Below are 25,879 nucleotides of genomic sequence, written 5' to 3'. Positions count from 1 at the left end.
ATAAGAGTATAAAATTAGTCTTTTCGCTGGGGCAAGTTGCCTCGCAGTAAAGATTGAATGGCTTTTAACGATTGATTTCCTGTCGAAGGCTCAGAAGTTGACGCTTGGGCATCGGAAGGCTCCGTCTCCTCTACAAAGGATAAGGATTCTAACGGATTGTCCTCGAGGATTTCCCATAAAATCGCTCTTGACTTATCAACAGATAAATTGGTGCGGGACAAAAGAACATCGGCGCAGATATCACGGAAGTCCGAATCAGCGGAGTTGGCCGCAATATCGTGAGAGGCGCAGACTTTAGCAATCATTAAACAAGAGCGCAAACCCGACGTTTTTTCAGTCGCAGTTTTCACACGAAAGGTTTTGACGAGGTTGACAATAAATAAAGCATCTTCTCGACCAATCCCCGTTTTTTGAGCCAGAATTTCAGTCTGAGTCAGTTGGTCTGGTTCAGGCATATTTATAGTTACCAACCGATCCATTAAAGCATCTTGGGTGGCATGAACCCCACAGTATTCTTCTGGGTTGGAGGTGAAAATTGCCCGAAATTGAGAATTGACTTGTAGGTAATCGGGTTGATGGCTAGTGGGCGGCAGGGTGAGAATTTTTTCTTCCAAGGCAGAGAGTAAAACGTTGTTGACCTCAGGCCGAGAACGATTGAACTCATCATAAACTAGGGTAAACCCCTCGCGACAGGCCATTGTTAACCGAGAATCCACCCAATTGTGTTTTAGCTCGTCTTCAACTTTGAGAACGCTGTGGATATAGTTATCCATCAGTTTTTTATGGGTATAACCAGACTGGCTACCAATTAAATCGGAACTGGTAAAGTCATCATCGCCAAAGATTAGCATCACAGGTCTGGCTAAACAATTGGCCAAGTGCATTGCCAAGGTGGTTTTTCCCGTTCCTGCTGGACCACATAGATGGATGGAAAAACCAGCGTTTAGATAACGTAAGGCGCGAGTGGCAACTTGATCAATCGAAGGCGTAACAACAAATTGACCAGGGCGAAGGCAGAGGACGGATCTTCTTGTTTGAGTTTCAGTAAATGTCATAGTTGAAATCTAGTAAATACCATTGTTGACATCCTCACCGCCGTAAACGGACGGTGATTCCTCACCACGCCACCTTTTTAGGATGGTCGCGTCAATGGGGTTGACGCTTCACCAAAAGCGGACGGGTATTCTTGAGCTAACAATTGCCCGTTCAGGTTTCCCTTCATAACCGAGTAGGCAAGGACGCTTGTGTTGCCCGAATTTGACGGCAGGGTTAATCGTCTTTGGCTTTTAAGGCCCACCTCTATAATATCCCAAAAGAGTAGGAACTGTCATCAATTAGCTCTAGAACCTTGATTCTGAAGGTATTTTTAGGATATTCATTAGTCAAGGGGCTAAGGAGCTAAAATTCTTGTCTAGACTACTTTTCCAGACTTGAACAATGACAAGCCCAGATGCAGTCCTTTTCCCTTACCTCCTTTGTCAACAAAAGACTACTAATGACAACATTAACTATAAAGTAAGTGAAGTTTTATAACACTTCTTAATCTACCAGAACCCTAGGGTCGCCCCTACAGGAACTCACCACCCCTACGTTAAGTCTAGAAACCTAGAAAAGCAGGATCAGCATGGTAGGTTTAAAACCAAAGGCTTATTGTTGTACCTTCAGATAGTCCTCTAGTTTAGTCAGGAAAAGGGACTAGAGGGTTTTTACTCTAGCCCTAGGCTTAAGTGGGTTGGAATTAACCTAGAGATTTATTTGCCAAAAACGTAGATAGACAACTCTTGACGAAATTGACGCAAATCGTCTTTTAGCTGTTTCGCTTCCGCTAAACGTCGTTCTTGGAATTGACTTAAATCATCTTTCACCTGTTTGGCTCGATCTAGATGAAGTTGACGTAATTCGTCCTCTAGCTGCTTCGCTGCCGCTAAACGTTGTTCTTGGAATTGACTTAAATCATCTCTCAGCTGTTTGGCTCGATCTAGACGCTGTTGACGTAAGTCGTTCTCTAGCCGTTTCGCTTCAGCTAAACGTTGTTCTTGAAATTGACGTAAATCCTCTTTTTGCTTTTCCGCCTGAGCTAAACGCTGTTTTTGGGTAGCTGTTAAAAACGCAAGGCTTTCTTGTTGAACTTTTTGGAAAGATTGGCGCAAAGCAGTTGCCTGTTCTTGCGCTTGTTTTTGTCTTTCAGTTTTGACATCCAACAAAAAAGCTTGGACTTCTTGCGAGAGTTTAGCTACTTCTCCAGCAATCGATAAACGCTCCTGGCGGAACTTTTCCATGAGAGCAGGCATGGGGTTGTCCTCAATTACTAAATACTATGGAATGGATTAGACCCAATCACCCGTTAGAAAAACCTTGACGGGGACTGGGGGGAGAGACAGTAGATTCCGACTTTTCTGATCATCCCAAAGTCGAGATAGCGAACTACCCTATCAATTATAGACTATTGCGCCCCAAGAGAGGGGTAACTAAACTCAATAGGGATTAAAGAAAAGCCGAGAATCTAGAAAACCTGGTAAGGTTTTAACTGAGCAGATAGGAGAATCTGTGAGCAATCCTTAAGCAGGAACCGCCGCAGATTGAGTCAGACCAACGGCTTCAGCATATTTGAGGTAGGTTTCAACCGAAGCGATGACTACACGAGCTTCAATCGCTAATAATTCGATTCCTACCAAAGAGACGCGAGCCCAGGCATCAATAACGATACCTTTGTCAAGGATGCGATCAATAACTTCAGCTAAGCTAGAGGAAGAGTTGGTTTTTTCGACTGCCATGGTAATAGACCTTTTTGTTAGTTGTATAGAGAGTGTACAGTGCTGATCCCAAAGTTGAGATAGGGAGCTACCTCATCTCAAGGGGCGTGGCCTCACTACCTAAAGAATGGCCTTCCATTGCGCTATTGCGAAAAATAGAGAGGCTCACATTCTGGCGATAGGCGGTAAACCTAGCTACAAGGGTCAAAATCACGGTCACAAAAATAATTTGTCTGAGTCTAGCTTTGTTCTAGCTATCCGTTGCCGTGCCAACCCTATTAACATAGACTATTGCGCCCCAAGAGAGGGGTAACTGAACTCAATAGAGATTAAAGAAAACCCAAGAACCTGCAACACCCGGTCGGGTTTTAACTGAGCAGATGGGAGAATCTGGGAGCAATCCTTAAGCAGGAACCGCCGCAGATTGGGTCAGACCAACTGCTTCAGCATATTTGAGGTAGGTTTCAACCGAAGCGATGACTACACGAGCTTCAATCGCTAATAATTCGATGCCCACCAGAGATACGCGAGCCCAGGCATCAATAACGATACCTTTGTCAAGGATGCGATCAATAACTTCAGCTAAGCTAGAGGAAGAGTTGGTTTTTTCGACTGCCATGGTAATAGACCTTTTTGTTAGTTGTATAGAAAGTGTACAGTGCTGATCCCAAAATTTATCTATCGAGCTACCGCATCTCAGGGGCGCAGCTTCCACTCCAAAAATGACTTTCTATTCCGAAAAATAGTGAGTCTCATAATCTGGTGATAGGGGGTAAACCTAGCTACAAAGGACAAAATCACGTTTACAAAAATAATTTGTATGGGTCTAGCTTTGTTTTCGCTACCCGTTGCCGTGTCAACCTGATCATTTATAGACTATTGCGCCCCAAGAGAGGGGTAACTAAACTCAATAGGGATCAAAGAAAAGCTAAGAATCTGCAAAACCCTGTAGGGTTTTCACTGAGCAGATGGGAGAATCTGGGAGCAATCCTTAAGCAGGAACCGCCGCAGATTGAGTCAGACCAACGGCTTCAGCATATTTGAGGTAGGTTTCAACCGAAGCGATAACTACACGAGCTTCAATCGCTAATAATTCGATGCCCACCAGAGATACGCGAGCCCAGGCATCAATAACGATACCTTTGTCAAGGATACGATCAATAACTTCAGCCAAGCTAGAGGAAGAGTTGGTTTTTTCGACTGCCATGGTAATAGACCTTTTTGTTGTTTTCATAGAGAGTGTACAGTGCCGAAATCATCAAGGGTTCAGAAATCCATTTCGTTTTTCTGCCTTCATCACTTCAGCATTTGAACAATAACACCCTTTTTTTGTCGGTGTCAATACCTAATCTCGATTTTTTCGTTAAGAAATATAATTAATTCTCAGTTTTGTGCTTAATAAATGTAGTCAATTCTCAGAAAAGGCGGGTCAAGGTCGTTGCTGCTACCTTTTTTTCTAAGCAAAACTGCCCATTGGGAGAGCAGGGCGAGCGCACCTAAAAACAAAACAAATACAAGAACCTTGCGGGGATAACTGGACTTACCCCCCCCCAAGAAAAATAATCAAACCCTTACCCCAAGCTAGTCTTGGCGATTGTTCGACTACCTTTGACTAGCTACAATCGACTCAGAAGGGTAGCTGGAGCCTGTTTTGATGGACACAGGACAAATAAACTAATAGTAAAAGCCTTGCAAAGCAAGGCTTTTAGGTGCTTAAGGCACGAATGTATTGAAATTTTAGTTTTAACGTTCGCTATCTTAGGTGTTATTTGCGGGGACCAGGGGTGGACAGACTTGACAATCTAGCCATCACAATGCGAAGATGTGTGATGGGAAATTCTTGCTTCACAGAAACCTGCTTTTTGAGAGAGTCCCAACGAGTCTTACAGTCTCTCCACAAGCTTAAACTCCTGACTGCCCATCAGCATTTGTTGACAGGATTCTTATTCCTTCTGATCTTAAATTCTTGGCTGCATTCGTGATAGGTCTTGCATTCTGGACTTATTCATCTTTATATCATTTTTCAAAAGTAATGACAGACTTAGTTGATGATTTCAAAGCGCAATCCCTCTGGGAGAAAGGAATTGCACTTTCAGATGTTAGTCACGACTATTGAAAATTGGTATTAGCTATTTTTTCGGGGACTCTAGCCACTATTTTCAGAGATTGCTGTAATGCGGATTGGTTGAGGTCCGTTTAGGTGGATTGACTAGCCAGAAATTGTCTTTGATAGTCTAAAAACTGGCCATGCCATTCCGCAAAACGACGCTCCCCATCTTTGACCAAAAGTTGGCGGTAGGCTTCCGAGGAAATCCAAGGCTTTGTTGGACGTTGTTGGGCAGAACGAGCTTGGTATTCAGCCCTTGATTGACGGCAGTGGTTGTGATAATTTTGGTGCCATTCCTGATAGCGCCGTTCTCCATCCCGCACGAGGGCTTGGCGATAGGCTTCTGAAGATAGACTCATGGTGTTACTCCTTTTCAAATCCCTTGATGGCTTGCCCAGAATCATAACACAATCCGCGCACTACCGAGCGCTGACCTCTCGTCAAGTTACGATCTAGGCCCTTGCCTTCAGTGGCAAGGTTTCTTGGCTATCTTAACTGCTGCATTTTGTCTAGGTTTGCATAGTGGCTCTACAGACTGACACCGCAAGCTCTGCGGCCAAAATATTTTTACTGGCAGTACCACTCTAGAACATATCGTGTAAATGCGCTAGTATTTAAATTAAAGCCAACCTGAAATGGCGGGGTTTCAGCCCAAAATTTTCGATGATGTTGTTTAATTTGATCCTAACCTATTGTAGGTAAAATATACACTTTAGTTATTAATCTGGTAATTTTTTTGTCCTGGGGAGCCTGATTGAGCAAAGAAATGCTATATTTCTATTAGCACCGTTGCCAAAATCTCTGGAAAGTTGAGTTACTAATATGGTTAAAATTATCGGTCGTCAATGCTTGGGAAGAAAACCCGTTTACGATATTGGTGTGGAGAAAGATCATAATTTTTTGCTGGGCAACGGGTTAATTGCCTCCAATTGTTTTAATAAATCTCACTCCACTGCCTACGCTTACGTTACCTATCAAACTGCTTATTTAAAAGCTAATTATCCTGTGGAATATATGACAGCGTTACTAACTGCTAGTAGCGATAATCAGGATAAGGTGGAAAAGTATCGAGAAAACTGTCAGAAAATGAATATCGATGTTGAACCTCCCGACATCAATCGATCGCAAAAACATTTTACCCCGATTGGGCGCAAAATTCTCTTTGGTTTGTCCGCAGTTAGAAACCTGGGCGAAAATGCGATCGAGGCTATTTTAAAAGCCCGGGAAGCAACAGCAGGAAAGTTTACTTCCTTAGGGGATTTTTGCGAGCGTGTTGATTTGCGAGTGATCAACAAAAGAGCTTTAGAAACGCTAATTTATTGTGGTGCTTTTGATAAAATTCAACCGAATCGCCATCAATTAATTGAAGATTTAGAATTAGTAGTTGCTTGGGCGCAAAAACGCACCAAAGAGAAAGAAAGTGGTCAAATGAATATTTTTGATATGCTAGGGGGTAGCACAGAAAATAAACAAGAATCCGAGTTTGAACAGTCTCCCAGTGCAACCGCAGTAGAAGATTTTTCCCTACAGGAAAAGTTAAAACTGGAAAAAGAACATTTGGGGTTTTATGTTTCCGAACATCCTTTAAAAGCTTTACAAAGAGCCGCTCAAGTCCTATCTCCTATCAATTTAGCTGACTTGGAAGAACACAAAACCAGAAAAAAAGTCAGTGCCATTGTCCTATTAAATGCTGTCAAGAAAATTATGACCAAAAAAGGGACTCCCATGGCCTTTTTAACCCTAGAAGATGCCTCGGGACAGTCGGAAGCGGTGGTTTTTTCCGATACCTACGAACGTCTGCAAAAATTATTAGTGGAGGAAGCCACTTTAATGGTGTGGGGAAAAGTTGATCGCCGAGATGATCGGGGACAATTAATTATCGAAGATGCGGAACCGATCGAAACCATTAAAATGGTGATGGTTAATTTATCGATGCAAGATGTCGTCAACCAAAATCGTCAAAATCTTCTTAAAAGTATTCTGCAATCGGGAGACAAACAAAAGGCAAAAGTTCCCGTTATTGCCACCATCGGTGCGGGAACTCAGCGTCAATTTGTGCGTTTAGGACAAAACTATTGGGTAGAAGATGACAATTCGGTGCTAGAGTCTCTAAAAGTTGCGGGTTTTCTGGCTAATTCTGCACCTTTGATTAATCATTAAATGCTAACTGGCAATCACTCAAGAGCCATGATTGCGCTAATATTGTTCCCGTAAAACCTTCTCGATTTCCTGTTTCGATAATAATTCTCTCTCGACCCACAAATCAAGACAAATATGGATTTTGATCACCTCTTTGATACTATTGCCACTCTTGTCCTCCATCATTCTCCTAGTGGAATGGAAACGGAAATCGATCGCTTTTTACTAGAACGCTTTCAAGAGTTAGGATTAGAAACATGGCAAGATCAAGCGGGAAATGTCATCGGCAAGATTAAAGGACAAGATTCGACCAAAAAAATTGCTATTACTGGTCATAAAGACGAAATTGGCGCTATTATCAAAGCAATTAATCCCGATGGTACTCTGCAAATTCGCCAACTTGGGGGAGCTTTTCCTTGGATTTACGGAGAGGGAGTGGTGGATATTATCGGTGATAGGGAAACCAGCTCGGGGATTCTCTCCTTTGGTTCCCGTCATATTTCCCATCAATCCCCGCAAAAAGTCCAGCAGGAAAACACTCCCGTCACCTGGGAATCCGCATGGATAGAGACGAAATTGACTCCGGAAGAATTAGACGCTTGCGGGGTGCGCGTCGGTAGTCGAGTCGTGGTGGGAAAACACCGAAAACAACCCTTTCGACTAAAAGACTACATTGCCAGTTATACCCTTGATAATAAAGCTTCCGTGGCGATTCTTTTGGCATTAGCAGCCAGAATAATTAACCCCGCAGTGGATATATATCTGGTTGCCTCAGCTAAGGAGGAGGTAGGAGCCTTAGGAGCCTTATTTTTCACGGCAAATAACCGCTTAGATGCTTTAATTGCCCTAGAAATCTGTCCCCTCGCTCCTGAATATCCGATTAAGGATGGCAGCAATCCTGTGTTATTGTCTCAGGATGGTTACGGTATCTATGATGAGCAATTAAATCAAGAATTACGAACCGCGGCCGAAAAGGCGGGAATACCGCTGCAATTAGCCATTATTAGTGGTTTTGGTAGCGATGCCTCCATTGCCATGAAATTCGGTCATATAGCTAAGGCCGCTTGCTTAGGTTTTCCCACCCAAAACACCCACGGTTATGAAATCGCCCATTTAGGAGCCATAGCTAACTGCATTAGCATATTAGAAGTTTATTGTCAACTAATTTAGCTATTTTTAGCAAAAAACCAGAGCATCAATAGAACAATAGCGATTGCCAATCCGCTAAAAACAGTATTTTTATGCTGCTCTAACTGCATGGGTGCGGGGGGTTCTTCTTTTTTCTGTTTATTTGTTCCCTTTTTAAATTGCGGTGCGCTATCGGGAAGTTTCTCTAAATCGGGAATCTTCGTCATCCACTCATCTGGACGTTTGAGACGGGGAGCTTCGATAATATAAAGCAGACGCTTGGCCTGTTCGCGAATTTGATAGATAGGATGGGTAATAAGTTGCCTACAGATTTCACTAGCTTTTTCCCCCTCTCCTAACCCCTGATGGGCAGAAATTAACCAAATTTGGATCTCGCCCCCTGCTCGGGATCCTAAGGAAATTAAGGATAAAGCCGCATTTAATTGCTGGATACTAAGACGATATTGTCCACGCTCAAAGGCACTGATTCCAGCTTGATAAAGGTCTTGAAAAGAAGGATTTTCGGCCACGGAGTCAAGATCGAGATAAATAAAATTTTACATAAGTATAGCAACAGGTAAGAAGCAACAGGAAACTCTCGGCCATTGAGAATGAGAATCTCGGCAAAAATCCGGTACACTTTCTGGTAAACCTGTTCAAGCTGCACGAAATGAAAGAGAGGAACTCTCTGTTACTAATTATATTAGCGATCGCCACTATACTAATTAGTCTAGTTTTAGGGATTGTATTTGACAAAAAAGCAGCCTTATTAGGAATTTTGGCAGTTCCTGCCATGGTCGCTTCTTTTATCCATCCCCGTCTGGGATTATTAGCCCTAATCATCTATCTTCCCCTCAGTAGTACCGTCACTTTTGCCGTGGTGAGAGTTTTTCAGGTATTGGGCAACCTAGTTCGCTACGATCAATCCCATCTTCTCTACAAAATCGCCAAGGATGCCTTTTATTTCCCCGCTTTAGCGGCAATTTTAATTAAAACCAAAACTTTTAAGCAATTACGCCCCCAAATCAAGCCTTTTATCATCATAACTTTGATTTTACTTGCCAGCAGCCTGATAACTTTTCTTTTTGTCAATCTGCCCCAAGGATCAATTGCTGTGGGAATTGTGGGATTAAAAATCCTCCTAAGTTATATTCCCCTAGTTCTCTGTGGCTACTATCTAATCGAGCAAAAACGGGATTTATTCGTGGTTAATCGGCTTTTAATCGTGATTATCTTAGTCTGTTGTGTTTTAGCTCTAATTCAATACTTCTTACTCGTCCAAGGTATCTGTCCTGATAATGAATTCCTCAATCAACTGGAAGTTCTTGTCCCGAAATCCGACACCGAATTTTATCCGAATATTACCGAAAAAGCCACCTTGAAAGCTCAATGTTTTGTCGGCGGTTCATTGTTGTATAATCCCGATCGAGGCTTAATTCGTCTCCCCGGCACATTTTCCGATCCTTGGCAATGGGGTTGGTTTTTAGTATCTAGTAGCGTCATCAGTTACGCGGCCAGTTTTAGTGATCCGCAAAAAAGATGGCGCGTCGCTGGTTGGGTGGCCATGGTTTTAGTCTTGCTTGCGACTCTGGTTTCTGGACAAAGATTACCTTTTTTGCTAGTACCTTTGTTTTACTTGGTTCTTTTTATTGTTACTAGCAAAAGTAAACGAAAGTTACCATTAAAATTGGGAATCTTGGGACTGATTTCCCTGCTCGCGGTGACGTTAATTCCCTTTATTCAGGAAAGAGGGCTAAATTTTCTCGATCGCTGGCTCTATTCGTCTCCAATTGACTTTGTAGGCAATCAAATGCAGTGGATGTTCAATTATGTACAGCTTTTTGGTTTTGGTTTAGGCACAGCCAGCAGTGGCGCTCGTCATCTAGCGGGAGAAGAAGGGATAAGACTAATTGAAACCTACTACGCTAAACTCCTCTACGAAATCGGTATCGTCGGTTTTATCGCTTTTATGGCACTGGTGACAATTCTCTGTATTCTCACCTTTAAAGCCTATTTAAAAGTAAAAAATGCCGCTTTAAAGCATTGGGGTCTCTGTATCTGGATTTTCCTACTTTTTATTAGCTATAATCCCTACTATTATCCTCTCTCCGTCGAGCCTGTTTCTGTTTACTATTGGTTATTCGCTGGAATATTGCTAAAACTGCCGGAAATCAGCGACAAATTGGAAGATGATGCGAGATTTTCCCAAAAAAATCAAGTGGAGAATTAAGAGGATTTTTATCGATAATTACATTATCTCTCGACTGATAGGAGTTAACCGCAATGACAGCAGAAACCGTTACCTATTCCCTGGAATCTGTCCTTAAGGAAATTAAAGATAGTATTAAAGGTGTTGATCGAAAGCTAGACACCTTCCAGAAAGATGTTGAGCAAAAGCTAGACAATCTCGAAAAAAGGTTTGAGCAAAAGCTAGACAATCTCGAAAAAAGTTTCGATCAAAAGCTAGATAATCTCGAAAAAAGGTTTGAGCAAAAGCTAGACAATCTCGAAAAAAGTTTCGATCAAAAGCTAGATAATCTCGAAAAAAGGTTTGAGCAAAAGCTAGAAACTTTACAGAAAAATGTCGAGCAAAAGCTAGAAACCCTACAGAAAAATGTCACCGATGTCAAGATAGGACTAGCAACTTTAACAGAGAAAGTCGATAGTATGGATAATCGACTGATCAAGGTGGAAGGAACCCAAAGTAACCAAATTTGGACATTAATAACTCTTTTGAGTGGTTCCTTGATTGCTGTGGGGTTCCGTGCTTTTTTTATGGGCAACAATCCCTAGTCGCTCGCTGTAGAGTAACGAGACTTTCTCGCTTGTACCACCCGATACCCTGCCCCCGGGAAAAACTTTTTCGGCAAGCCCCTGTTTTTTTATACACTTTATTTAAACAGTTTGAGTTATAAAATAACCGGCATGACTCAACCCACACTGCGCTCTAGTGTCTTAATTGTCGATGATTTGCCCAATAATGTGAGGCTATTGTCGATTATGCTCACCGAGAAGGGTTATCAGGTACGCAAAGCGATTAATGGACAGATGGCCCTGAATACAGTGCGATCGCTAATTCCCGACCTGATCCTCCTTGATATTAATATGCCCGATCTCAATGGTTATCAAGTTTGTGAACAGTTAAAAGCTGATGAAAAAACCAGAGAAATTCCCGTGATTTTTATTAGCGCTCTTGATGATGTCTTAGATAAAGTCAAAGCTTTTCAAGTGGGAGGTGTCGATTATATTTCTAAACCTTTCCAAGGGGAAGAAGTGATGGCCCGCATCGAAAATCAATTAACTATTTGCCGTCAAAAAAAACAACTACAAAACGAAATTCAAGAACGTCAAAAAACTGAGGAAACCTTAGAAATTTATCTTCATGCTGTCTCTCATGATCTCCGCAATCCCGTGATCGGGATGTCAATGATATTAAATAATTTAATTAAAAATTCTCAGGGAGAAACTAAAGAAGTATCCCGGAAGATTTTACAACAGATGGCCGACAGTTGCGATCGACAATTAACTTTAATTGATTCTCTCGTCGAAACCCGACAAAATGATCTTTGGGGAGTTTCCCTAGAACTAAAGCCTTTATCTCTCTACGAAATCGGTCAACAGATCAGTCAGGAATGGGAGTTAAGATTAAAGGAAAATCAAGCAACTTTAATTAATAATTTTTCCCCCGATTTACCCTTAGTTAATGCCGATGCTCACCATCTCTGGCGAGTTTTTGAGAATTTATTAGCCAATGCCCTTAAACACAATCCCCAAGGAATAATTATCACTTTATCCGCTAGACTAGAGGGCAATTATCTCTGGTGCAGCATTGCCGATAATGGGGTGGGAATTAGCGAAACCCAGAGAAAACAATTATTTGATCGCTATCAACGAGGCAACAATAATAATCAGATTAGTTTAGGACTAGGTTTATATCTATGTCGTCAAATTATCCATGCTCACGGAGGTGAAATTGGCATTATGAATAATGACGAAAAAGGTTCACAATTTTGGTTTACTTTACCCTACTAAGCTGTTGACTAAGTAGGTAGATGTTAAAAACTTTCAGACACCCCCCTTATCAAGGGGGGATTAAGGGGGGATCTATCTTCAATTTAATTATAACCAGCTACTTAAGTAGGTAGGCGTTAAAAATTATCAGATCCCCCCGCCTATCGGCACCCCCCTTATCAAGGGGGGCAGGGGGGATCGAACCTAAAATCCATTTTTAATTTAATTATAACCAGCTACTTATCTACACTACTCCTTAAGACTGTCTATGAGCAGGGAAGAGCCAGTTTAAGCATTTGTTTTTTTCCTGTGACCCCGGAAAGAAAGGGCTAAGATCTATTTAGATCAACTATCTTCACTTGCCATGGCCGCTAATGCCGACTATTCTGCCCATTCTAGCCTTAACTTGCAACAAGCTTGGCATACCTATCCGGTGGAAACCACCCTATCTATCCTCGGTAGTTCGGCTGTTAATGGCCTCAATAGGGAGCAAATCGCCCAAAGAATTAAATATTATGGCAAAAATGAACTAAAAGAACGTCCAGGGCGCAGTAATTGGCAAATTCTCCTAGATCAGTTTACCAATATTATGCTCCTCCTCTTAATTGCCGTGGCCATAATTTCCGGGGGACTGGATTTACTGGCATTACAGCGCGGTCATCTGGCTAAAATTGGTGTTCCCTTCAAAGATACGATCGCTATCTTAACAATTGTCATCCTCAATGGTATCCTCGGCTATCTGCAAGAAAGTCGCGCCGAAAAAGCTCTGGCCGCTTTAAAAAAACTCTCCTCTCCCCAAGTTAATGTTATCCGCGAGGGTCAACGCAGAGAAATAGACGCGGTTAATCTCGTCCCCGGGGACATCATGCTGATTGAAGCGGGAACCCAAATCAGTGCCGACGGCCAAATTATCGAAGCTTTTAACCTGCAAATTCGCGAATCGGCCTTGACAGGAGAGGCAAATAGTGTTAATAAATCCGCCTCCATTGACCCCTTAGACAGAGATACTCCCCTCGGCGATCGCTTAAATTTTGTCTTTACCGGAACAGAGGTACTGCAAGGCCGGGCCAAGGTCATCGTTACCAATACGGGGATGACAACGGAATTAGGCAAAATCGCTCAAATGTTAGCAACAGTCGGCAATGAACCCACTCCTCTCCAAAAAAGAATGACTCACTTGGGTAATGTCCTTGTTGCTGGTTCTCTCATTTTAGTTGCCCTGACTATTACCATCGGCCTGATCAATGCCGGTTGGTCGGCCCTAGAGGAATTAGTGGAAGTTTCCCTTAGTATGGCAGTAGCCGTCGTTCCCGAAGGATTACCCGCAGTTATCACCCTAACGCTCGCCCTAGGTACTCAACGCATGGTTAAACGTCAGGCCTTGATTCGTAAACTGCCGGCAGTAGAAACCCTCGGTTCCGTTAATGTGATCTGTTCCGACAAAACTGGGACGCTAACGGAAAATAAAATGATTGTACGCGAGATAGAGACAATTAATCGTAATTTTTCAGTTACTGGGGAAGGATATAGCCCAAAAGGACAATTTTTAGACTCCGAGCAACGGGCGATCGATCCCAAAACCGATCTAGAATTACATCATCTCTTAATTGCCAGTGTCCTCTGCAACGATGCCAGTTTATACCTCGATAATGGTCACGATAGCATTTTAGGCGATCCCACAGAAGGAGCCTTATTAGTTTTAGGGGCGAAAGCGGGCTTAAATTTATCCCTAACCAAGCAAGAGTTCCCTAGAATCGCTGAAATCCCCTTTTCTTCCCAAAGAAAGCGAATGTCGGTCATTTGTCAAGGAGTCAATCCCGTACTATTTACCAAAGGTTCCCCAGAATTAATCCTTGAACAATGTCTCTCCTATCAATCGGGATTAGAAAGTCTTCCTTTTGGGGATAGGGAAAAAGAAAAAGTCTTAGTCGCTAACAATGCTATGGCTAACAGGGGTTTGCGAGTCTTAGGATTGGCATACAAAAACCTGCTTTATCCACCAGAATTAACTGAAATCAGCGAAGATGAGCTAATTTGGCTAGGAATGGTCGGTATGCTCGACGCAGCGCGACCAGAGGTACAAATCGCCGTGACTAGGTGTCGAGAAGCGGGAATCCGTCCGATTATGATCACCGGCGATCATCAATTAACTGCTCTAGCGGTGGCTAAAAGTCTTGGTATTGCCCAAGCGGGAGCTTTAGTCATCTCAGGGCAAGAATTAGATAAATTATCACCAATTCAGCTAGAAAACCTTATTGACAAAACTAACATCTATGCCCGTGTCTCCCCCGAACATAAATTAACCATTGTCCGCGCCTTGCAAAAAAAGGGTAAATTTGTTGCTATGACTGGAGATGGGGTGAATGATGCTCCGGCCTTGAAACAAGCAGATATCGGCATTGCCATGGGAATCGCCGGCACCGATGTTACCAAAGAGGCTAGTGATATGATTCTCCTTGATGATAATTTTGCCACCATCGTCGCCGCTACGGAAGAAGGGCGAGTGGTTTATAACAATATTCGCAGTTTTATTAAATATATTCTCGGCAGTAATATCGGGGAAGTAATTACTATCGCTGCTTCGCCTCTTTTGGGTTTAGTTACTCCCCTAACTCCCCTACAAATTCTCTGGATGAATTTAGTTACCGATGGTTTACCTGCTTTAGCTTTGGCAGTGGAACCCGCTTCTTCTAATATTATGCGTCGCCCTCCTTTTAGTCCCCAAGAAAGTATTTTTGCTCGCGGTTTGGGAACTTATATCGTGAGAATTGGGATTATTTTTTCGATTATTAATATCACTCAAATGGTTATCGCTGTGCGCTTGGATCCGCTTTTTGGTAATACTGGTTCATGGAAAACTATGGTTTTTACTACTCTCTGTTTAGCTCAAATGGGTCATGCCATTTCTGTGCGATCGAGCGATCATCTTACCATAGAAATGAATCCTTTGACTAATCCCTATCTCTGGGTAGCAGTAACCCTGACGACAATTTTTCAACTGATGTTAATCTATGTTCCTGCTCTGCGAGATTTTTTCGGTACTCAATTTTTAACTAAAGAAGAATTATTAATCTGTTTGGGATTTAGTACCTTGTTATTCGTTTGGGTGGAGTTAGAAAAATTATTTACCCGTTGGTATCATCGGCGATAATCGGGGGGCTTTTTTCATTGTTCGGTAAACAGTGAACTGATACTAAATCCGTAAGGACATTGATGCGATTTTTGTCAATTGTTTTTGCTCTAGAACGAACTAATCAATAGAACTCTTGCCAGATAAGGATTTAGTCGATTTATGCCCCCCTATTGAACCATACCAAGTAACGAAGAACCCTAATTATTATCTCTATCAATTTAATTTCTATGAGTGAACATGAGCTAATATCTTTGATTTATAGCTCCATTTTACTATGTCTATAATTTAGTTTTTTACTTTAATTGATTATTCTAAATTATGATTTATCTCTTGGATTTCTTCTTTTATTTATCTGTTGACTCCTCTAGGTGGTGTTAATTCTTATTGCTCCTTATTGAGAATAGGTTTTGATGCCATTTTTGGTGCTTTACTGTTTCTCAAATGCCTTTTTTCGCTCCTTATGTTTATTTTTATGCTCACTTTGATTTTTTCTCTCCGTAATTTCTCTCTGTGACAGCTTAGGGTGCGGAATGTGGGTTATATAGAAAGGCATTTAGCGATTTTTGTCAATTTAGAGCGAACTAATCAATTAAGTCTCTTGCCAGATAAGGATTTAGTCGATTTATGCCCCCCTATCGAACCATAACAAGTAACGAAGAGCCACAATTACCGAAGAGCCATAAATATGTAATCGCACCAGGGAGATTTTTTAAAGTCTGAATTGTCCCACTAAGTTCTTGAGCAAGACCTAGGGTAACTTCACATTCAGCCAACCCCACATGACTGGGCAGTAAAAATAAGTTATCACGACCATCAATAGGAATACATTCCACAGCTTCAATTAATCTCGGTTGAGACTCAAAAGCAGGTGCTAAAGCTGTTTTAATATTAGAGCAAGTATTGTAAGTAGGTGGGTGGAATTAAATATAAGATGAACGTAGGTTGGGTTGAAGCATGAAACCCAACGCCCGATTATGTTACGCTACCGCTAACCCATCCTACAAATAATTGCGCCTCCCTACTTAGATTGCTTGTAGTCTTTCCTCCCTATCTTCACTTTCATTAGTCAAAGCCATACCAGTTAAGTTACATTGGGGATCGGTATCGACAATAATTACTCTTTTGCCGGCTCTTCTAGGTTCTGTGTGAGCATGGTATAATAGTAACACAGAACAGGAGGTGGGTTATGTGGATAAATTTTGATCAACTCCTCGATTTACCAAATGTAACAGTGGTCAATTATCAAAAAATTGCTCAGACAATTTTCCTAAAGCTTGCTCTTTTAAATGAAACAATTGAATGTCCGAATTGCCATCAAACCTTAGACAGAATCAATCAGACAGAGTATAATCTAGTCAGAGACTTGTCAATATTAGGTAATCCAGTATATTTAGAAGTACCACGCCGTCAGTTTCATTGTCAAAAGTGCCAAAAGTATATCAGCGAAAGACTGAGTTTTATGAGATTAAGACAGCATCATACAATTCGCTATGAATCGATGATTTATGAGAGAGTAAAAAATTGTAGCATCGAAGAAATAAGTCGAGAAGAAGGGTTAGGATGGTCAGAAGTTGAGTTAATATTTAATCACTGTGCTAAAGAACTAGAAAAGGAAGAGTGGGAAGCACCAGAACGAATAAGCTTAGATGAATTTAGTAACTTAAAAGGACATAAAGATTTCATCACAACGGTCGTAGATATGGACAAGAAAATTTTACTAGATGTGATTAAAGGACATAAGCAAGAAGAATTAATGGAAGCCTTAAAAGCACAGCCAGACGCAGTTCGGGAGAAAGTGAAAGAAGTGAGCGTCGATATGTGGTCAGGATTTACAGCAGTGATCAAGGAATTATTTCCCAATGCTAAAATCATCTATGACCGTTTTCATGTAATGGCTATCATCAATGACGAGCTTAATAAATTGAGAAAGTTAATGGGGGTGCATGAAAAAGGATTACCTCATTTATTATGGAAGAATAAAGAGGACTTAAAGGACGAGCAAAAACAACAACTAGAAGTTATTCTGAAAGAACATCCATGCTTAGGAATAGCCTGGGAAATGAAAGAAGAAATTAGACAAATTTATCAAAGTAGTAGAACGTTCAGAGGTGCTGAGAGAAAATTGGAAAAATGGATAAGAATAGGCGGGATATTATATGAAAGTAGTGCCAGGATGATCCAGAAGCATTTGCCAGGTATTTGTAATTACTTTGAAAATCAGACAACCAACGGATTAATTGAGGGAATGAATACCAAAATAAAGCTTATTAAAAGAATGAGTTATGGATTTACCAATTTTGAACATCTTCGACTTAAGCTGTTTGCTTGCTTTAATTCATAACAAAAATTAACACACGAAAACCAGAAGAGCCTTTTGCCCTTCTCAGCAAGCATCCAACCAAGGTTAAAAGTGGTTGTAGTTTTGCTCACTCCACCTTTATGATTAAAAAAAGCTATTTTTTGCACCATGGCATTAATTATATTTGAAGATTGTTACCCTTGGTCGTTATCATAACATCAGTGTGGAGATTTTGCCATGATTTCTAGGCTATAATCAGACTTTCGGATTCCTCGTCTTAATGCCTAGCAATTAAGGAAAAATTGCGCCATGGTTTCCACCCTAAAACCCCCAACTGGATATTTAAGCAATTTCATCGGGATTAATGCCCAATTCTCGCAGCTTTTGGGCTAATTTTTCCGCCCGTTGTTGTTCTCTTTCTTTGGCTAATCTTTCCCGTTCTTTGGCTAATCTTTCCTGTTGGGCCGACTCTTGAGGGGTGGGGACTAATTCACCCGATTCGGTGAAATAGCGCAATTTATTGGCAAAAATCCCTAAATATAATCCTAGTTGCTTACTCCATAAATAACCGTTTTCATTGGGGGTAATCGGTTGGTATTGTCCCTCGATTAAAGTGAATCCTTGCCATTCTAAGGTATTAGGATCAAACCAAAAATACTCAGGAGTCCGGAAAGTATGCTGATATAGTTCCTTTTTGGCTTTTCTGTCCACATTAGCGGTGGAATTGGAGAGAATTTCGATGATTACATTGGGATATTTACCCCCTTCTCCCCAGACGACCCAACTTTTCCTGGGACGTTTCTCTGTATCTAAAACCACGAAAAAATCTGGTCCACAAAAATCTCGCTGTTTCAGTTGTCTTTCGTTATAATAAATAGTCAAATTGCCCGAGGCATAGTAATCGTTTCTATCTTGCCAGAGCCAATCAAGACAAGATAATAATAAAATAATTTGTTGTAAATGCAGATCACTTTCCACGGGTGGTTCATCACTCCATAAATCGGTGGGAGGACAGACAATATCGGTAGCAATATCTAGGGTTGTCATCGTTTATAAACCCATTGAGTCAATTTGGGGTGATTCTAGCAACAAGGGACAATCAATACAATTATATTATAAGTCCGATCGTTTTGCTTGGGGTGCATCTCATTTTTGTAAATCTACTAATTTGGGATTTTTAAGGGGAAACTTTCTCCTAAAATTGGGCGTTACTTTCGGTTTTATCACTCAATCCAAGCTTTTGGGTAGGGTTGATTCATAGTAGGGTTGATTCATGAATCAACCCTACCCAAACCCCCCGTTGGGACCCAAACCCCGGAGCGCATTAGTTTTTCGGTGGGATGCTTACACGCGATTGTTCATATTTTTGTACTAATTTAAGAGTCACTGATAATTGCTAATTGTCGGTATTTCTGCAAATGTGAGATGCACTCCTTAATCTTCCGCTCGGTCCTAGGGAGATTTTTGTCAAGTCTGAACTCGAATTACTTAACAATTCGGTGAAGGTGAATCAACGAGAGCCGTTAATCTTTATTAAGGGGGATTTGCCTTCAATCCCCTTGGTTGAAGGACTTATAAAAACCAGAGGAAAGCAATTAAAATCACAGTGAGAGTGGCGGCAAAAATGAGAGCGTATTCAATTTTCTTATTGATAATACCAATAACCATGACCAGGGTAATTGCCAGAAGAAACACACCGATATAGACTAGATCTTGAGAACCTGAATTAACTAAATTATTATTTAAAGTCGTTGTGGGTGTGGGAGTTTGTAGAATTGTTGATGAGAGACTAATCGTGGAGGTAATGAACATAAATATTTATGACTACCATAGAACTAATTTTATACAGTAAACCGGACTGTCATCTTTGCGAAGGGTTGCTAGAGAAACTAGAAAAAATCCGTCAACCGGACTGGCAGTTAGAAATTAGGGACATTACCAGTCGAGAGGATTGGTTTAACGCTTATCAGTACGAAATCCCCGTCCTCTGTCAAAAACTGGCCACGGGGGAAAAAATCCTTCCTCGTCTTTCCCCCCGGGCAAATGCCGAACAATTGGCCCGTCTTTTAGCCAATAATTTAACCTAGGGGCTAATTACCCGGACTAGGACTAACGACTGGACTAGGAGAGGGAGAAGACTGGGCGACTGGTTGCGGTTTGGCTGCCGGTTGAGTTTGATACCATTTAAAGTGTTGGTAGGCCGTGCGCGATATTTGTTGAATCAGAGTCCTAGCGTTACTATCATTGTGGGGACGTTTGACCATCACTGCTCCTAGATAGCGTTTCCCGTTGGGCATATCAATAATCCCCGCATCCGCTAACATCGAGCCAATATCACCGGTTTTATGGGCAATATCGGCGGATTTCTCGATACCTTGGGGCAGCAGGGTGCGAGTGCGCGTTTCCTGCATAATATTTAATAGACGATCGCGGGAACGTAAACTGAGTAATTCCCCTTGATTAACTTTTCCTAAGATTGTCACCAAATCTCTCGGACTTGTGGTATTGGTTCCTTCCAAGTCTGGTAAAGGGTTATTAATTACCGTACTGGTCAAACCCCAAGCTTGAAAACGCTGATTAAGAGCCTTTTTGCCGCCCATGCGCTTAATTAACATATTAGTAGCGGTATTATCGCTAATTACGTTCATTTTAGTGGCGGTTTCTAGGGCAGTATAGGTTTTATTCACTCCTAGATACTGCATATCCCCAGACCCACTGGCCAGGACATCCTTACTGGCCACAAGGGTTTCATCGAGACGAATTTTCCCCGCGTCCACATCCTCAAAAAAGGCCACCAGAATCGGGATTTTAATCGTACTAGCGGCAGCAAAAATAGTATCTTCTCGAAAATTAGCGTAAGCACCGTTATCAAGGTCAATAAATAAAGCTCCAGCCTGTAATTTCGGATATTTGACCGCTAAAGCCTGTAATTTCTGGTTAAGGCTGCTGAGATTTTCGTTTAAAACTAAGGTGGTCGGTTTTGGGGTGACGGGTTTGGGAGTCGGGGAATTAGTAGCGGTGGGTTTTGGGTGTAGGGGTAATTTGCTGGGATCCACCACCGTTAAAACCGTACCAGCGATCGCACCTAAACCGACACCAAGGATAGAGAAGCGAAGAACCTGAAGGAGAAAAGAAGCGATTAGGTTAGGTTTACGCTGTTTTTTTGCCCTTTTAACGGCTACAGGCTTTTTTTTATTATTTGAGTCCAGGGACCTAGGGGACCCAGGGCTAGATTGGACTTTAGTAGGACGACGAGTTACTTGACGAGTCACGGTTTTCCTCAAGGGTATCCAGATTTATTATCAATCGCTAGGAGAATTTTTTTTCTTGCCCTTGAGACTATCAAGACCGAGAAAAAGTTGCCCGATACTTTCAATATGACCGATAATACCCCGCAGCAGGGCTAATTCCTCCACCGTGGGCCGGGCCCGATGATAAAATTGCCGGAATTTCTCCATCCTAGCGGCGGCGGTGTGGGGGTAAAGATAGCCAATTTTGAGCAAAAAGCTCTCTAAGTGCTGATAATAGCCTTCTAGAGCTTCAAAAGTGGCATTAGGGAGCGTTTCTACCGGGGTTTCGAGCCTATTTTCCCTGGTCATTTGGTACAGTTCGTAGGAGCAAACCGCCACCGCTTGGGCGAGATTGAGGGAGGAATATTGAGGATTAGCGGGAATACCGACAAAACGCTGGGCGTGGTTCAGTTCGCTGTTACTTAAACCCCGGTCTTCTGGCCCGAAAATTAGGGCCGATTCTAGGTTAGGGGTGAGTAACCAGGGTAAGGCGGTCCGGGGTGTTTCAAGGGGAGTATTCAGGTGACGGGGTTTCGAGGTGGTGGCAATGATGCGATGACAACCCTGCAAAGCTTCCCCAAGGGTGGCTACCTGTGAACAGTTTTCTAGGACTTCAATCCCGTGTACTGCCATGCGTCGCGCTTCTTCTGCAAGGATATCACAGACGGGATTGACGATAATTAAGCGACTTAAGCCCATATTCCGCATAATTCTGGCAGTGGAACCCACATTTAAGGCTCCGGCTGGTTCAACTAAAATAATTCTCAGGCGATCGAGTGGGGAACTCTGATTATTTTCATCTACACTCATAGATAAGGCGCAGTTTTTGACTTTTTAATTTTAATCATGGCACGTCAGCCCTCGAAGTCCGATCTTCCCAGTAAAACTTGTCCCGTTTGCGGTTTATCCTTTACTTGGCGCAAAAAGTGGCAAAACTGTTGGCATGAGGTCAAATACTGTTCAGAACGCTGTCGTCGTCGCAAGTCCTCGGCCAATCAGTAAAAAGCCGAGAATTTTAACTATCAAATAGGCACTCTTGCAAAAGGCAATTTTTAGCTGAGGACTTAGATGGGTAATTAATTTTGCTTAGGTACTCTATTAGCTTTTAATTTTACGACTAATTTAGTAAGCTGATACTTGGCTAAATTAACTTTTTCTTAAGAGAATCTGAATGCACATTGCTTGGTTAGGAAAAAAATCTCCTTTTTGCGGTAACGTTACCTATGGGCGAGAAGTGACTAATTCCCTGCTCGATCGAGATTATCAAGTCAGTTTTCTACATTTTTCTTCCGAAAAACCCACCGTAAGCGATTGGCCTGACTTTTACGACGAAATCACCCTGCCACGTCTCTATAGTTCCCAAGTCTATACTATTCCCACCCTGAAATCGAGTCGGGTTCTACAGGATAAACTCAGGGAACTGAAACCCGATCTAGTTCATGCGTCCTTACCCCTGTCTCCCCTCGATTTTCTGCTACCAGAAATTTGTGAGTCTTTAGATTTGCCTCTGGTGGCGACTTTTCACCCGGCTTTTGATAGTAAAATTCGCAATATCATCTCCAGTACCCAATTATTAACCTACCAACTACACGCCCCTTTTTTAGCTAATTACGATAAGGTAATTATTTTTTCCACCTCTCAACGGGATTTTTTAGTTAAATTGGGAGTTCCCGAAGAAAAATTAGCAATTATTCCCAATGGGGTTGATGTTAATAAGTATTCTCCAGGACCATCGAATATTAAAGCGCAATATAATGCTGATTGTTTATTTGTTTATCTCGGTCGGATCATGCCGGAGAAAAATGTAGAATCTTTATTGAAAGCTTGGAAAAAAACCAATTTAGGGGATAGATGCAAACTGCTCATTGTTGGCGATGGTCCGTTAACTCCTTCCCTTAAACCTTTTTATGGGGAAGAAGATGGTATTATCTGGTTAGGTTTTATCGGCGATGAAAATAAACGAATTGAAATTTTGCGCGGGGTTGACGGCTTTATTTTACCCTCTTTAGTGGAGGGTTTATCGATTTCCCTCTTGGAAGCGATGGCCTGCGGTGTTGCTTGTCTGGCTACGGATGTGGGTGCCGATGGGGAAGTGTTAAAAGGTGCGGGAATAGTTCTAGATACTAAAGGACTAATTACCCAATTAAAAACTCTCTTGCCTGTATTACGAGATCATCCCGAATTAACCACAATTTTAGGTCAAAAAGCCCGTCAAAGAGTTTTAGACTCTTACACTCTTAGCAAAAATATTGATCGCTTACAGTTAGTTTATCAAGAAGTGTTAGCCCAAAAACAATCTTCTCTTAGCTACTTTCACTAAGGAATTTATATGACGATTGCCCGGACAATTTGCTTGGGATTTATTGCGGTAATTTTAGCGGGAACTTCCCTGTTGATGTTGCCTGTTTCTACCACTAGCGGCACTTGGAATGACCCAATTGTTGCCCTCTTTACCTCCACTTCTGCTGTCTGTGTCACGGGTTTAGCAGTGGTAGATACGGGTACTTATTTTTCTTTTTGGGGTCAATTATTTATTGCTTTATTAATTCAAGTGGGTGGACTGGGATATATGACCACTACCACTTTTTTAATGTTATTAATTGGGCGAAAATTTGACCTGAGACAGAAGTTAGCAATTCAAGAATCCTTTGATCGACCTTTCCTACAAGGTAGTCAAAGTTTAATGAAATCAGTGATTGCTACTACTTTAGTTTTTGAGTTAACAGCAACTTTTGTTATGTTAACTGTCTTCGCCCAAAAGTATGATTTTAGATATGCGGTATGGTTATCTTTATTTCATAGTATTAGTGCTTGGAATAATGCGGGTTTTGGCTTGTTTAAAGATAACTTAATTTCCTATCATTCTTCAATTATTATTAACTTATCTATCACAGGATTAATCATTTTTGGAGGTATCGGTTATCAGGTAATTATCGAGTTTTACACTTGGTTTATTTACCGCTTTCAATATAAACGAAAAGGCTTTGTTTTTTCGCTTAACTACAAAGTTGCTATCAGCACAACCATATTTTTATTAGTGATAGGAACATTAGCTTTTCTACTTACTGAACAGGGAAATGGTGACACTTTAGCTAATTTATCACTTAAAGATAAATTCCTGGCCGCTTGGTTCCAATCGGTAACATCGAGAACAGCAGGATTTAATACCATTGATATTGGTAAAATTTCCGTAGAAGGTTTGTTAATTACCATGGCTTTGATGTTTATAGGAGCCAGTCCTAGTGGTACAGGGGGAGGTATTAAAACCACAACTTTTAGGATTTTATATAACTGTACCCGCTCGGTTTTACGGGGACATGAAGAAGTGACTCTTTATCAAAGACGCATTCCCATGCCGTTAATTTTAAAGTCAATGGCGGTGGTTTTTGGTTCGGTTATAGCGATTATTATCTCCACCCTAGCTATCTCATTTGTGGAGACAGATTTTAAAATGATTCAACTATTTTTTGAGGTAGTTTCTGCCTTTGGAACTGTCGGCTTATCTATGGGAATAACCGCCGCTTTATCACCGATTTCTAAGTTAATTATTGTTTTTATGATGTATCTGGGACGGGTAGGAGTTATACTTTTAATAGCGGCTATTATCGGCGATCCGAAACCAACAGTTATTAATTACCCCGAAGAAAACCTTTTAGTGGGATAATTAATATCAGTTATCAGTTATCAGTTATCAGTTATCAGTTTCTCCTGTCTCCTCACTCATTGATACTAGCATTTTAAATGCGTAACAGCTTCAATTAAAATTATGCAATCAATTAAATTTTTTAGTAGTATGCGTCCCCAAAATCGTCAATTTGCCGTCATCGGATTAGGCAGATTTGGGCGCGCCGTCTGTGAAACCCTACGCAAACAAGGTTATCAGGTGGTAGGGACAGATATTGACGAAGGATTAGTAGCGCAAGCGTTATCTGATCGGATAGTAGATAATGCGATCGAGCTTGATTCTACCAAACCTAACGCTCTGCGAGAAGCGGGAATTTTTGAAACCGATACGGTGATTGTCGCTATTGGTAAATACGTGGAAGAAAGTATCATTACTACTCTCAATTGTAAGGAAGCGGGGGTTAATTTTGTCGCCGCTAAAGCCTCCACAGAAATCCATGGAAAATTACTCAAAAAAGTTGGTGCAGATTTAGTAGTTTTTCCCGAATACGATGCTGGTTGTGAGTTAGCGCACCGTTTAACTAGACCATCAATTTTAGAACGATTTGATCTCGATCCCGAACATAGTATTGTCGAGTTAAAAGTCCCGGAAGCTTTTCACGGTAAAACCCTAGCAGAGTTAGAAATTCGTAATCGTTATGGGTTAAATATTGTCGCTGTCGGTAATGCGGAAAAATTCAAGATTAACCCCAATCCCCAAGAAAGATTACACAAGGATTTAGCAATGGTGGTGATTGGTTCTAACCGAGATATTCAGCGTTTACCGATTTGACACTCCCCGCTCTAAAGAGACGGGGATTCTTGGTTCACAGAGATTACTTGCTTAGACAGAATTGCTTCTGAAAAAGTAGAGGTATTCTCTCCCCAAGCGTTTATTGGATCGAGCCCAAAGGTTCCGGTATGCCCTACCGTACTTAGTCCCCTTTTAAGGATGATTAAAGTCAGTAAGAGAGTCGCCTCTCCTACTGCTCTACAAAACGGAACGTGACAATTTCTCGTCATTCCGCTCCTCAACTACACGGGGTTTGTCATTCCTACGTCATTACCAACATATCCTTTACCCAGATGTAATTATCTGGTATGGGCGGTTCTGGCTTGACACTATTGCAGTCAGATTTGTTGCCTAGACTGCCATCATTGGCTGTCTTTTCATCATGGCAATGTCGATGAAGAAGTTGGAGGTTATTGTAACTGTTATTCCCCCCTAGTGATTTAGGGGTGATGTGGTCTATCTCCATTAAATCCCCATCTCTTAAGAAGTGTCCACAGTGAGTACATTTCCCTTTTTGCTTTTTCAACAGTTTTGAAATTTCTGTTGGCATTTCGGGATGAGTC

At 41.6% G+C, this 25,879-nt stretch carries 25 protein-coding genes and 3 pseudogenes; 12 read left to right on the top strand and 16 right to left on the bottom strand.

The window, feature by feature from the left end; all coding sequences use genetic code 11:
* Nucleotides 1–14: 14 nt before the first annotated feature.
* The 6 genes from gvpN to VL20_RS19590 all read right to left on the bottom strand — a co-directional run bounded on the left by gvpN (nucleotide 15) and on the right by VL20_RS19590 (nucleotide 5,219).
* Nucleotides 15–1,055 carry a gas vesicle protein GvpN gene (gene gvpN, locus VL20_RS19615; protein WP_052277530.1) on the bottom strand — a complete coding sequence of 347 codons (1,041 nt, stop codon included), beginning with the start codon at nucleotides 1,053–1,055 and terminating at the stop codon, nucleotides 15–17.
* Nucleotides 1,056–1,751: 696 nt separating this feature from the next.
* Nucleotides 1,752–2,291 carry a gas vesicle protein GvpC gene (gene gvpC, locus VL20_RS19610; RefSeq protein WP_052277529.1) on the bottom strand — a complete coding sequence of 180 codons (540 nt, stop codon included), beginning with the start codon at nucleotides 2,289–2,291 and terminating at the stop codon, nucleotides 1,752–1,754.
* A gap of 267 nt (nucleotides 2,292–2,558) precedes the next feature.
* Nucleotides 2,559–2,774: a gas vesicle structural protein GvpA gene (gvpA, locus tag VL20_RS19605; RefSeq protein WP_002735503.1), complete on the bottom strand. Its 216-nt coding sequence runs from the start codon at nucleotides 2,772–2,774 to the stop codon at nucleotides 2,559–2,561.
* A 382-nt stretch (nucleotides 2,775–3,156) separates the two neighbouring features.
* Complete coding sequence (gene gvpA / locus VL20_RS19600) at nucleotides 3,157–3,372, bottom strand: gas vesicle structural protein GvpA (protein ID WP_002735503.1); 216 nt, start codon at nucleotides 3,370–3,372, stop codon at nucleotides 3,157–3,159.
* Between the two features lie 372 nt (nucleotides 3,373–3,744).
* The gene (gvpA, locus tag VL20_RS19595; protein ID WP_425311603.1) at nucleotides 3,745–3,987 is read right to left on the bottom strand and encodes a gas vesicle structural protein GvpA; all 243 of its coding nucleotides are present in this window, start codon (nucleotides 3,985–3,987) and stop codon (nucleotides 3,745–3,747) included.
* Nucleotides 3,988–4,949: 962 nt separating this feature from the next.
* On the bottom strand, nucleotides 4,950–5,219 hold the full coding sequence (locus tag VL20_RS19590) for a hypothetical protein (RefSeq protein WP_052277528.1): 270 nt from the start codon (nucleotides 5,217–5,219) through the stop codon (nucleotides 4,950–4,952).
* A gap of 463 nt (nucleotides 5,220–5,682) precedes the next feature.
* Here VL20_RS19590 and VL20_RS19585 point away from each other — a divergent pair, with 463 nt between their 5' ends.
* On the top strand, nucleotides 5,683–7,020 hold the full coding sequence (locus VL20_RS19585; RefSeq protein WP_052277527.1) for a helix-hairpin-helix domain-containing protein: 1,338 nt from the start codon (nucleotides 5,683–5,685) through the stop codon (nucleotides 7,018–7,020).
* A 114-nt stretch (nucleotides 7,021–7,134) separates the two neighbouring features.
* Nucleotides 7,135–8,169, top strand: coding sequence for a M42 family metallopeptidase (locus VL20_RS19580; protein ID WP_052277526.1), 1,035 nt, complete (start codon nucleotides 7,135–7,137; stop codon nucleotides 8,167–8,169).
* On the opposite strand, the gene VL20_RS19575 is transcribed toward VL20_RS19580, so the two are convergent.
* Nucleotides 8,166–8,657, bottom strand: a complete 492-nt coding sequence (locus VL20_RS19575; protein ID WP_052277525.1) for a hypothetical protein — start codon at nucleotides 8,655–8,657, stop codon at nucleotides 8,166–8,168. The genes VL20_RS19580 and VL20_RS19575 overlap by 4 nt on opposite strands.
* A gap of 140 nt (nucleotides 8,658–8,797) precedes the next feature.
* Here VL20_RS19575 and VL20_RS19570 point away from each other — a divergent pair, with 140 nt between their 5' ends.
* The 4 genes from VL20_RS19570 (at nucleotide 8,798) to VL20_RS19555 (ending at nucleotide 15,289) form a co-directional block, all read left to right on the top strand.
* Entirely contained in the window at nucleotides 8,798–10,357 is a 1,560-nt protein-coding gene (locus tag VL20_RS19570) for a hypothetical protein (protein WP_052277524.1), read from the top strand.
* Nucleotides 10,358–10,410: 53 nt separating this feature from the next.
* Nucleotides 10,411–10,920: a DUF4164 family protein gene (locus VL20_RS19565; RefSeq protein ID WP_052277523.1), complete on the top strand. Its 510-nt coding sequence runs from the start codon at nucleotides 10,411–10,413 to the stop codon at nucleotides 10,918–10,920.
* A gap of 132 nt (nucleotides 10,921–11,052) precedes the next feature.
* Entirely contained in the window at nucleotides 11,053–12,159 is a 1,107-nt protein-coding gene (locus tag VL20_RS19560) for a hybrid sensor histidine kinase/response regulator (RefSeq protein WP_052277522.1), read from the top strand.
* A 343-nt stretch (nucleotides 12,160–12,502) separates the two neighbouring features.
* The gene (locus VL20_RS19555) at nucleotides 12,503–15,289 is read left to right on the top strand and encodes a cation-translocating P-type ATPase (protein WP_052277521.1); all 2,787 of its coding nucleotides are present in this window, start codon (nucleotides 12,503–12,505) and stop codon (nucleotides 15,287–15,289) included.
* 662 nt (nucleotides 15,290–15,951) lie between these two features.
* Here VL20_RS19555 and VL20_RS29555 read toward each other — a convergent pair.
* Nucleotides 15,952–16,176 (bottom strand): annotated as a pseudogene (locus tag VL20_RS29555) (hypothetical protein); the annotation flags it as partial.
* Nucleotides 16,177–16,293: 117 nt separating this feature from the next.
* Nucleotides 16,294–16,440, bottom strand: coding sequence for a hypothetical protein (locus VL20_RS30885; protein WP_158499373.1), 147 nt, complete (start codon nucleotides 16,438–16,440; stop codon nucleotides 16,294–16,296).
* A 17-nt stretch (nucleotides 16,441–16,457) separates the two neighbouring features.
* Between VL20_RS30885 and VL20_RS19550 the strand changes: the two genes are divergently transcribed.
* Entirely contained in the window at nucleotides 16,458–17,612 is a 1,155-nt protein-coding gene (locus tag VL20_RS19550) for an ISL3 family transposase (RefSeq protein ID WP_052275466.1), read from the top strand.
* Nucleotides 17,613–17,638: 26 nt separating this feature from the next.
* Here the strand turns inward: VL20_RS19550 and VL20_RS33850 are convergent.
* The 3 genes and pseudogenes from VL20_RS33850 to VL20_RS19540 form a co-directional block, all read right to left on the bottom strand.
* Nucleotides 17,639–17,740: pseudogene (locus VL20_RS33850) on the bottom strand (ParA family protein); the annotation flags it as partial.
* 172 nt (nucleotides 17,741–17,912) lie between these two features.
* A complete protein-coding gene (locus VL20_RS19545) occupies nucleotides 17,913–18,617 on the bottom strand; it encodes a Uma2 family endonuclease (protein WP_052277520.1) in 705 nt (234 codons plus the stop codon).
* A 525-nt stretch (nucleotides 18,618–19,142) separates the two neighbouring features.
* Nucleotides 19,143–19,382 carry a hypothetical protein gene (locus tag VL20_RS19540; RefSeq protein WP_052277519.1) on the bottom strand — a complete coding sequence of 80 codons (240 nt, stop codon included), beginning with the start codon at nucleotides 19,380–19,382 and terminating at the stop codon, nucleotides 19,143–19,145.
* An 8-nt stretch (nucleotides 19,383–19,390) separates the two neighbouring features.
* On the opposite strand from VL20_RS19540, the gene VL20_RS19535 reads away from it, so the two are divergent.
* Entirely contained in the window at nucleotides 19,391–19,657 is a 267-nt protein-coding gene (locus tag VL20_RS19535) for a glutaredoxin family protein (RefSeq protein ID WP_008204472.1), read from the top strand.
* A gap of 3 nt (nucleotides 19,658–19,660) precedes the next feature.
* Here VL20_RS19535 and VL20_RS19530 read toward each other — a convergent pair whose 3' ends face one another.
* Both VL20_RS19530 and VL20_RS19525 read right to left on the bottom strand, forming a co-directional pair.
* Entirely contained in the window at nucleotides 19,661–20,842 is a 1,182-nt protein-coding gene (locus VL20_RS19530) for a serine hydrolase (RefSeq protein WP_052277518.1), read from the bottom strand.
* A 30-nt stretch (nucleotides 20,843–20,872) separates the two neighbouring features.
* On the bottom strand, nucleotides 20,873–21,670 hold the full coding sequence (locus VL20_RS19525) for an RNA methyltransferase (protein ID WP_052277517.1): 798 nt from the start codon (nucleotides 21,668–21,670) through the stop codon (nucleotides 20,873–20,875).
* Between the two features lie 36 nt (nucleotides 21,671–21,706).
* On the opposite strand from VL20_RS19525, the gene VL20_RS29545 reads away from it, so the two are divergent.
* From VL20_RS29545 to VL20_RS19510, 4 genes are all read left to right on the top strand, one after another.
* Nucleotides 21,707–21,862, top strand: a complete 156-nt coding sequence (locus VL20_RS29545) for a DUF2256 domain-containing protein (protein WP_072927368.1) — start codon at nucleotides 21,707–21,709, stop codon at nucleotides 21,860–21,862.
* 169 nt (nucleotides 21,863–22,031) lie between these two features.
* Nucleotides 22,032–23,180, top strand: coding sequence for a glycosyltransferase family 4 protein (locus tag VL20_RS19520; protein WP_052277516.1), 1,149 nt, complete (start codon nucleotides 22,032–22,034; stop codon nucleotides 23,178–23,180).
* 9 nt (nucleotides 23,181–23,189) lie between these two features.
* A complete protein-coding gene (locus VL20_RS19515; RefSeq protein WP_052277515.1) occupies nucleotides 23,190–24,524 on the top strand; it encodes a TrkH family potassium uptake protein in 1,335 nt (444 codons plus the stop codon).
* A gap of 102 nt (nucleotides 24,525–24,626) precedes the next feature.
* Complete coding sequence (locus VL20_RS19510) at nucleotides 24,627–25,316, top strand: potassium channel family protein (protein ID WP_002750520.1); 690 nt, start codon at nucleotides 24,627–24,629, stop codon at nucleotides 25,314–25,316.
* Between the two features lie 11 nt (nucleotides 25,317–25,327).
* On the opposite strand, the pseudogene VL20_RS33050 reads toward VL20_RS19510, so the two are convergent.
* Together VL20_RS33050 and VL20_RS33045 are read right to left on the bottom strand one after the other, a co-directional pair.
* Nucleotides 25,328–25,480: pseudogene (locus VL20_RS33050) on the bottom strand (RNA-guided endonuclease TnpB family protein); the annotation flags it as partial.
* 98 nt (nucleotides 25,481–25,578) lie between these two features.
* Nucleotides 25,579–25,866: an HNH endonuclease gene (locus VL20_RS33045; RefSeq protein ID WP_284526183.1), complete on the bottom strand. Its 288-nt coding sequence runs from the start codon at nucleotides 25,864–25,866 to the stop codon at nucleotides 25,579–25,581.
* Nucleotides 25,867–25,879: the final 13 nt, after the last annotated feature.

Source organism: Microcystis panniformis FACHB-1757, from assembly GCF_001264245.1.
Taxonomy (GTDB): Bacteria; Cyanobacteriota; Cyanobacteriia; order Cyanobacteriales; family Microcystaceae; genus Microcystis; species Microcystis panniformis.
Note: the sequence above shows the minus strand (reverse complement) of the source record. Positions and strands in the feature narration are given on the sequence as shown.

Bases quoted from the DNA above. Each gene is read 5' to 3' on its own strand.
- gvpN (WP_052277530.1), bottom strand. From the start codon at position 1,055: ATGACATTTACTGAAACTCAAACAAGAAGATCCGTCCTCTGCCTTCGC.
- gvpC (WP_052277529.1), bottom strand. From the start codon at position 2,291: ATGCCTGCTCTCATGGAAAAGTTCCGCCAGGAGCGTTTATCGATTGCT.
- gvpA (WP_002735503.1), bottom strand. From the start codon at position 2,774: ATGGCAGTCGAAAAAACCAACTCTTCCTCTAGCTTAGCTGAAGTTATT.
- gvpA (WP_002735503.1), bottom strand. From the start codon at position 3,372: ATGGCAGTCGAAAAAACCAACTCTTCCTCTAGCTTAGCTGAAGTTATT.
- gvpA (WP_425311603.1), bottom strand. From the start codon at position 3,987: ATGAAAACAACAAAAAGGTCTATTACCATGGCAGTCGAAAAAACCAAC.
- VL20_RS19590 (WP_052277528.1), bottom strand. From the start codon at position 5,219: ATGAGTCTATCTTCAGAAGCCTATCGCCAAGCCCTCGTGCGGGATGGA.
- VL20_RS19585 (WP_052277527.1), top strand. From the start codon at position 5,683: ATGGTTAAAATTATCGGTCGTCAATGCTTGGGAAGAAAACCCGTTTAC.
- VL20_RS19580 (WP_052277526.1), top strand. From the start codon at position 7,135: ATGGATTTTGATCACCTCTTTGATACTATTGCCACTCTTGTCCTCCAT.
- VL20_RS19570 (WP_052277524.1), top strand. From the start codon at position 8,798: ATGAAAGAGAGGAACTCTCTGTTACTAATTATATTAGCGATCGCCACT.
- VL20_RS19565 (WP_052277523.1), top strand. From the start codon at position 10,411: ATGACAGCAGAAACCGTTACCTATTCCCTGGAATCTGTCCTTAAGGAA.
- VL20_RS19560 (WP_052277522.1), top strand. From the start codon at position 11,053: ATGACTCAACCCACACTGCGCTCTAGTGTCTTAATTGTCGATGATTTG.
- VL20_RS19555 (WP_052277521.1), top strand. From the start codon at position 12,503: ATGGCCGCTAATGCCGACTATTCTGCCCATTCTAGCCTTAACTTGCAA.
- VL20_RS19550 (WP_052275466.1), top strand. From the start codon at position 16,458: ATGTGGATAAATTTTGATCAACTCCTCGATTTACCAAATGTAACAGTG.
- VL20_RS19545 (WP_052277520.1), bottom strand. From the start codon at position 18,617: ATGACAACCCTAGATATTGCTACCGATATTGTCTGTCCTCCCACCGAT.
- VL20_RS19540 (WP_052277519.1), bottom strand. From the start codon at position 19,382: ATGTTCATTACCTCCACGATTAGTCTCTCATCAACAATTCTACAAACT.
- VL20_RS19535 (WP_008204472.1), top strand. From the start codon at position 19,391: ATGACTACCATAGAACTAATTTTATACAGTAAACCGGACTGTCATCTT.
- VL20_RS19525 (WP_052277517.1), bottom strand. From the start codon at position 21,670: ATGAGTGTAGATGAAAATAATCAGAGTTCCCCACTCGATCGCCTGAGA.
- VL20_RS29545 (WP_072927368.1), top strand. From the start codon at position 21,707: ATGGCACGTCAGCCCTCGAAGTCCGATCTTCCCAGTAAAACTTGTCCC.
- VL20_RS19520 (WP_052277516.1), top strand. From the start codon at position 22,032: ATGCACATTGCTTGGTTAGGAAAAAAATCTCCTTTTTGCGGTAACGTT.
- VL20_RS19515 (WP_052277515.1), top strand. From the start codon at position 23,190: ATGACGATTGCCCGGACAATTTGCTTGGGATTTATTGCGGTAATTTTA.
- VL20_RS19510 (WP_002750520.1), top strand. From the start codon at position 24,627: ATGCAATCAATTAAATTTTTTAGTAGTATGCGTCCCCAAAATCGTCAA.
- VL20_RS33045 (WP_284526183.1), bottom strand. From the start codon at position 25,866: ATGCCAACAGAAATTTCAAAACTGTTGAAAAAGCAAAAAGGGAAATGT.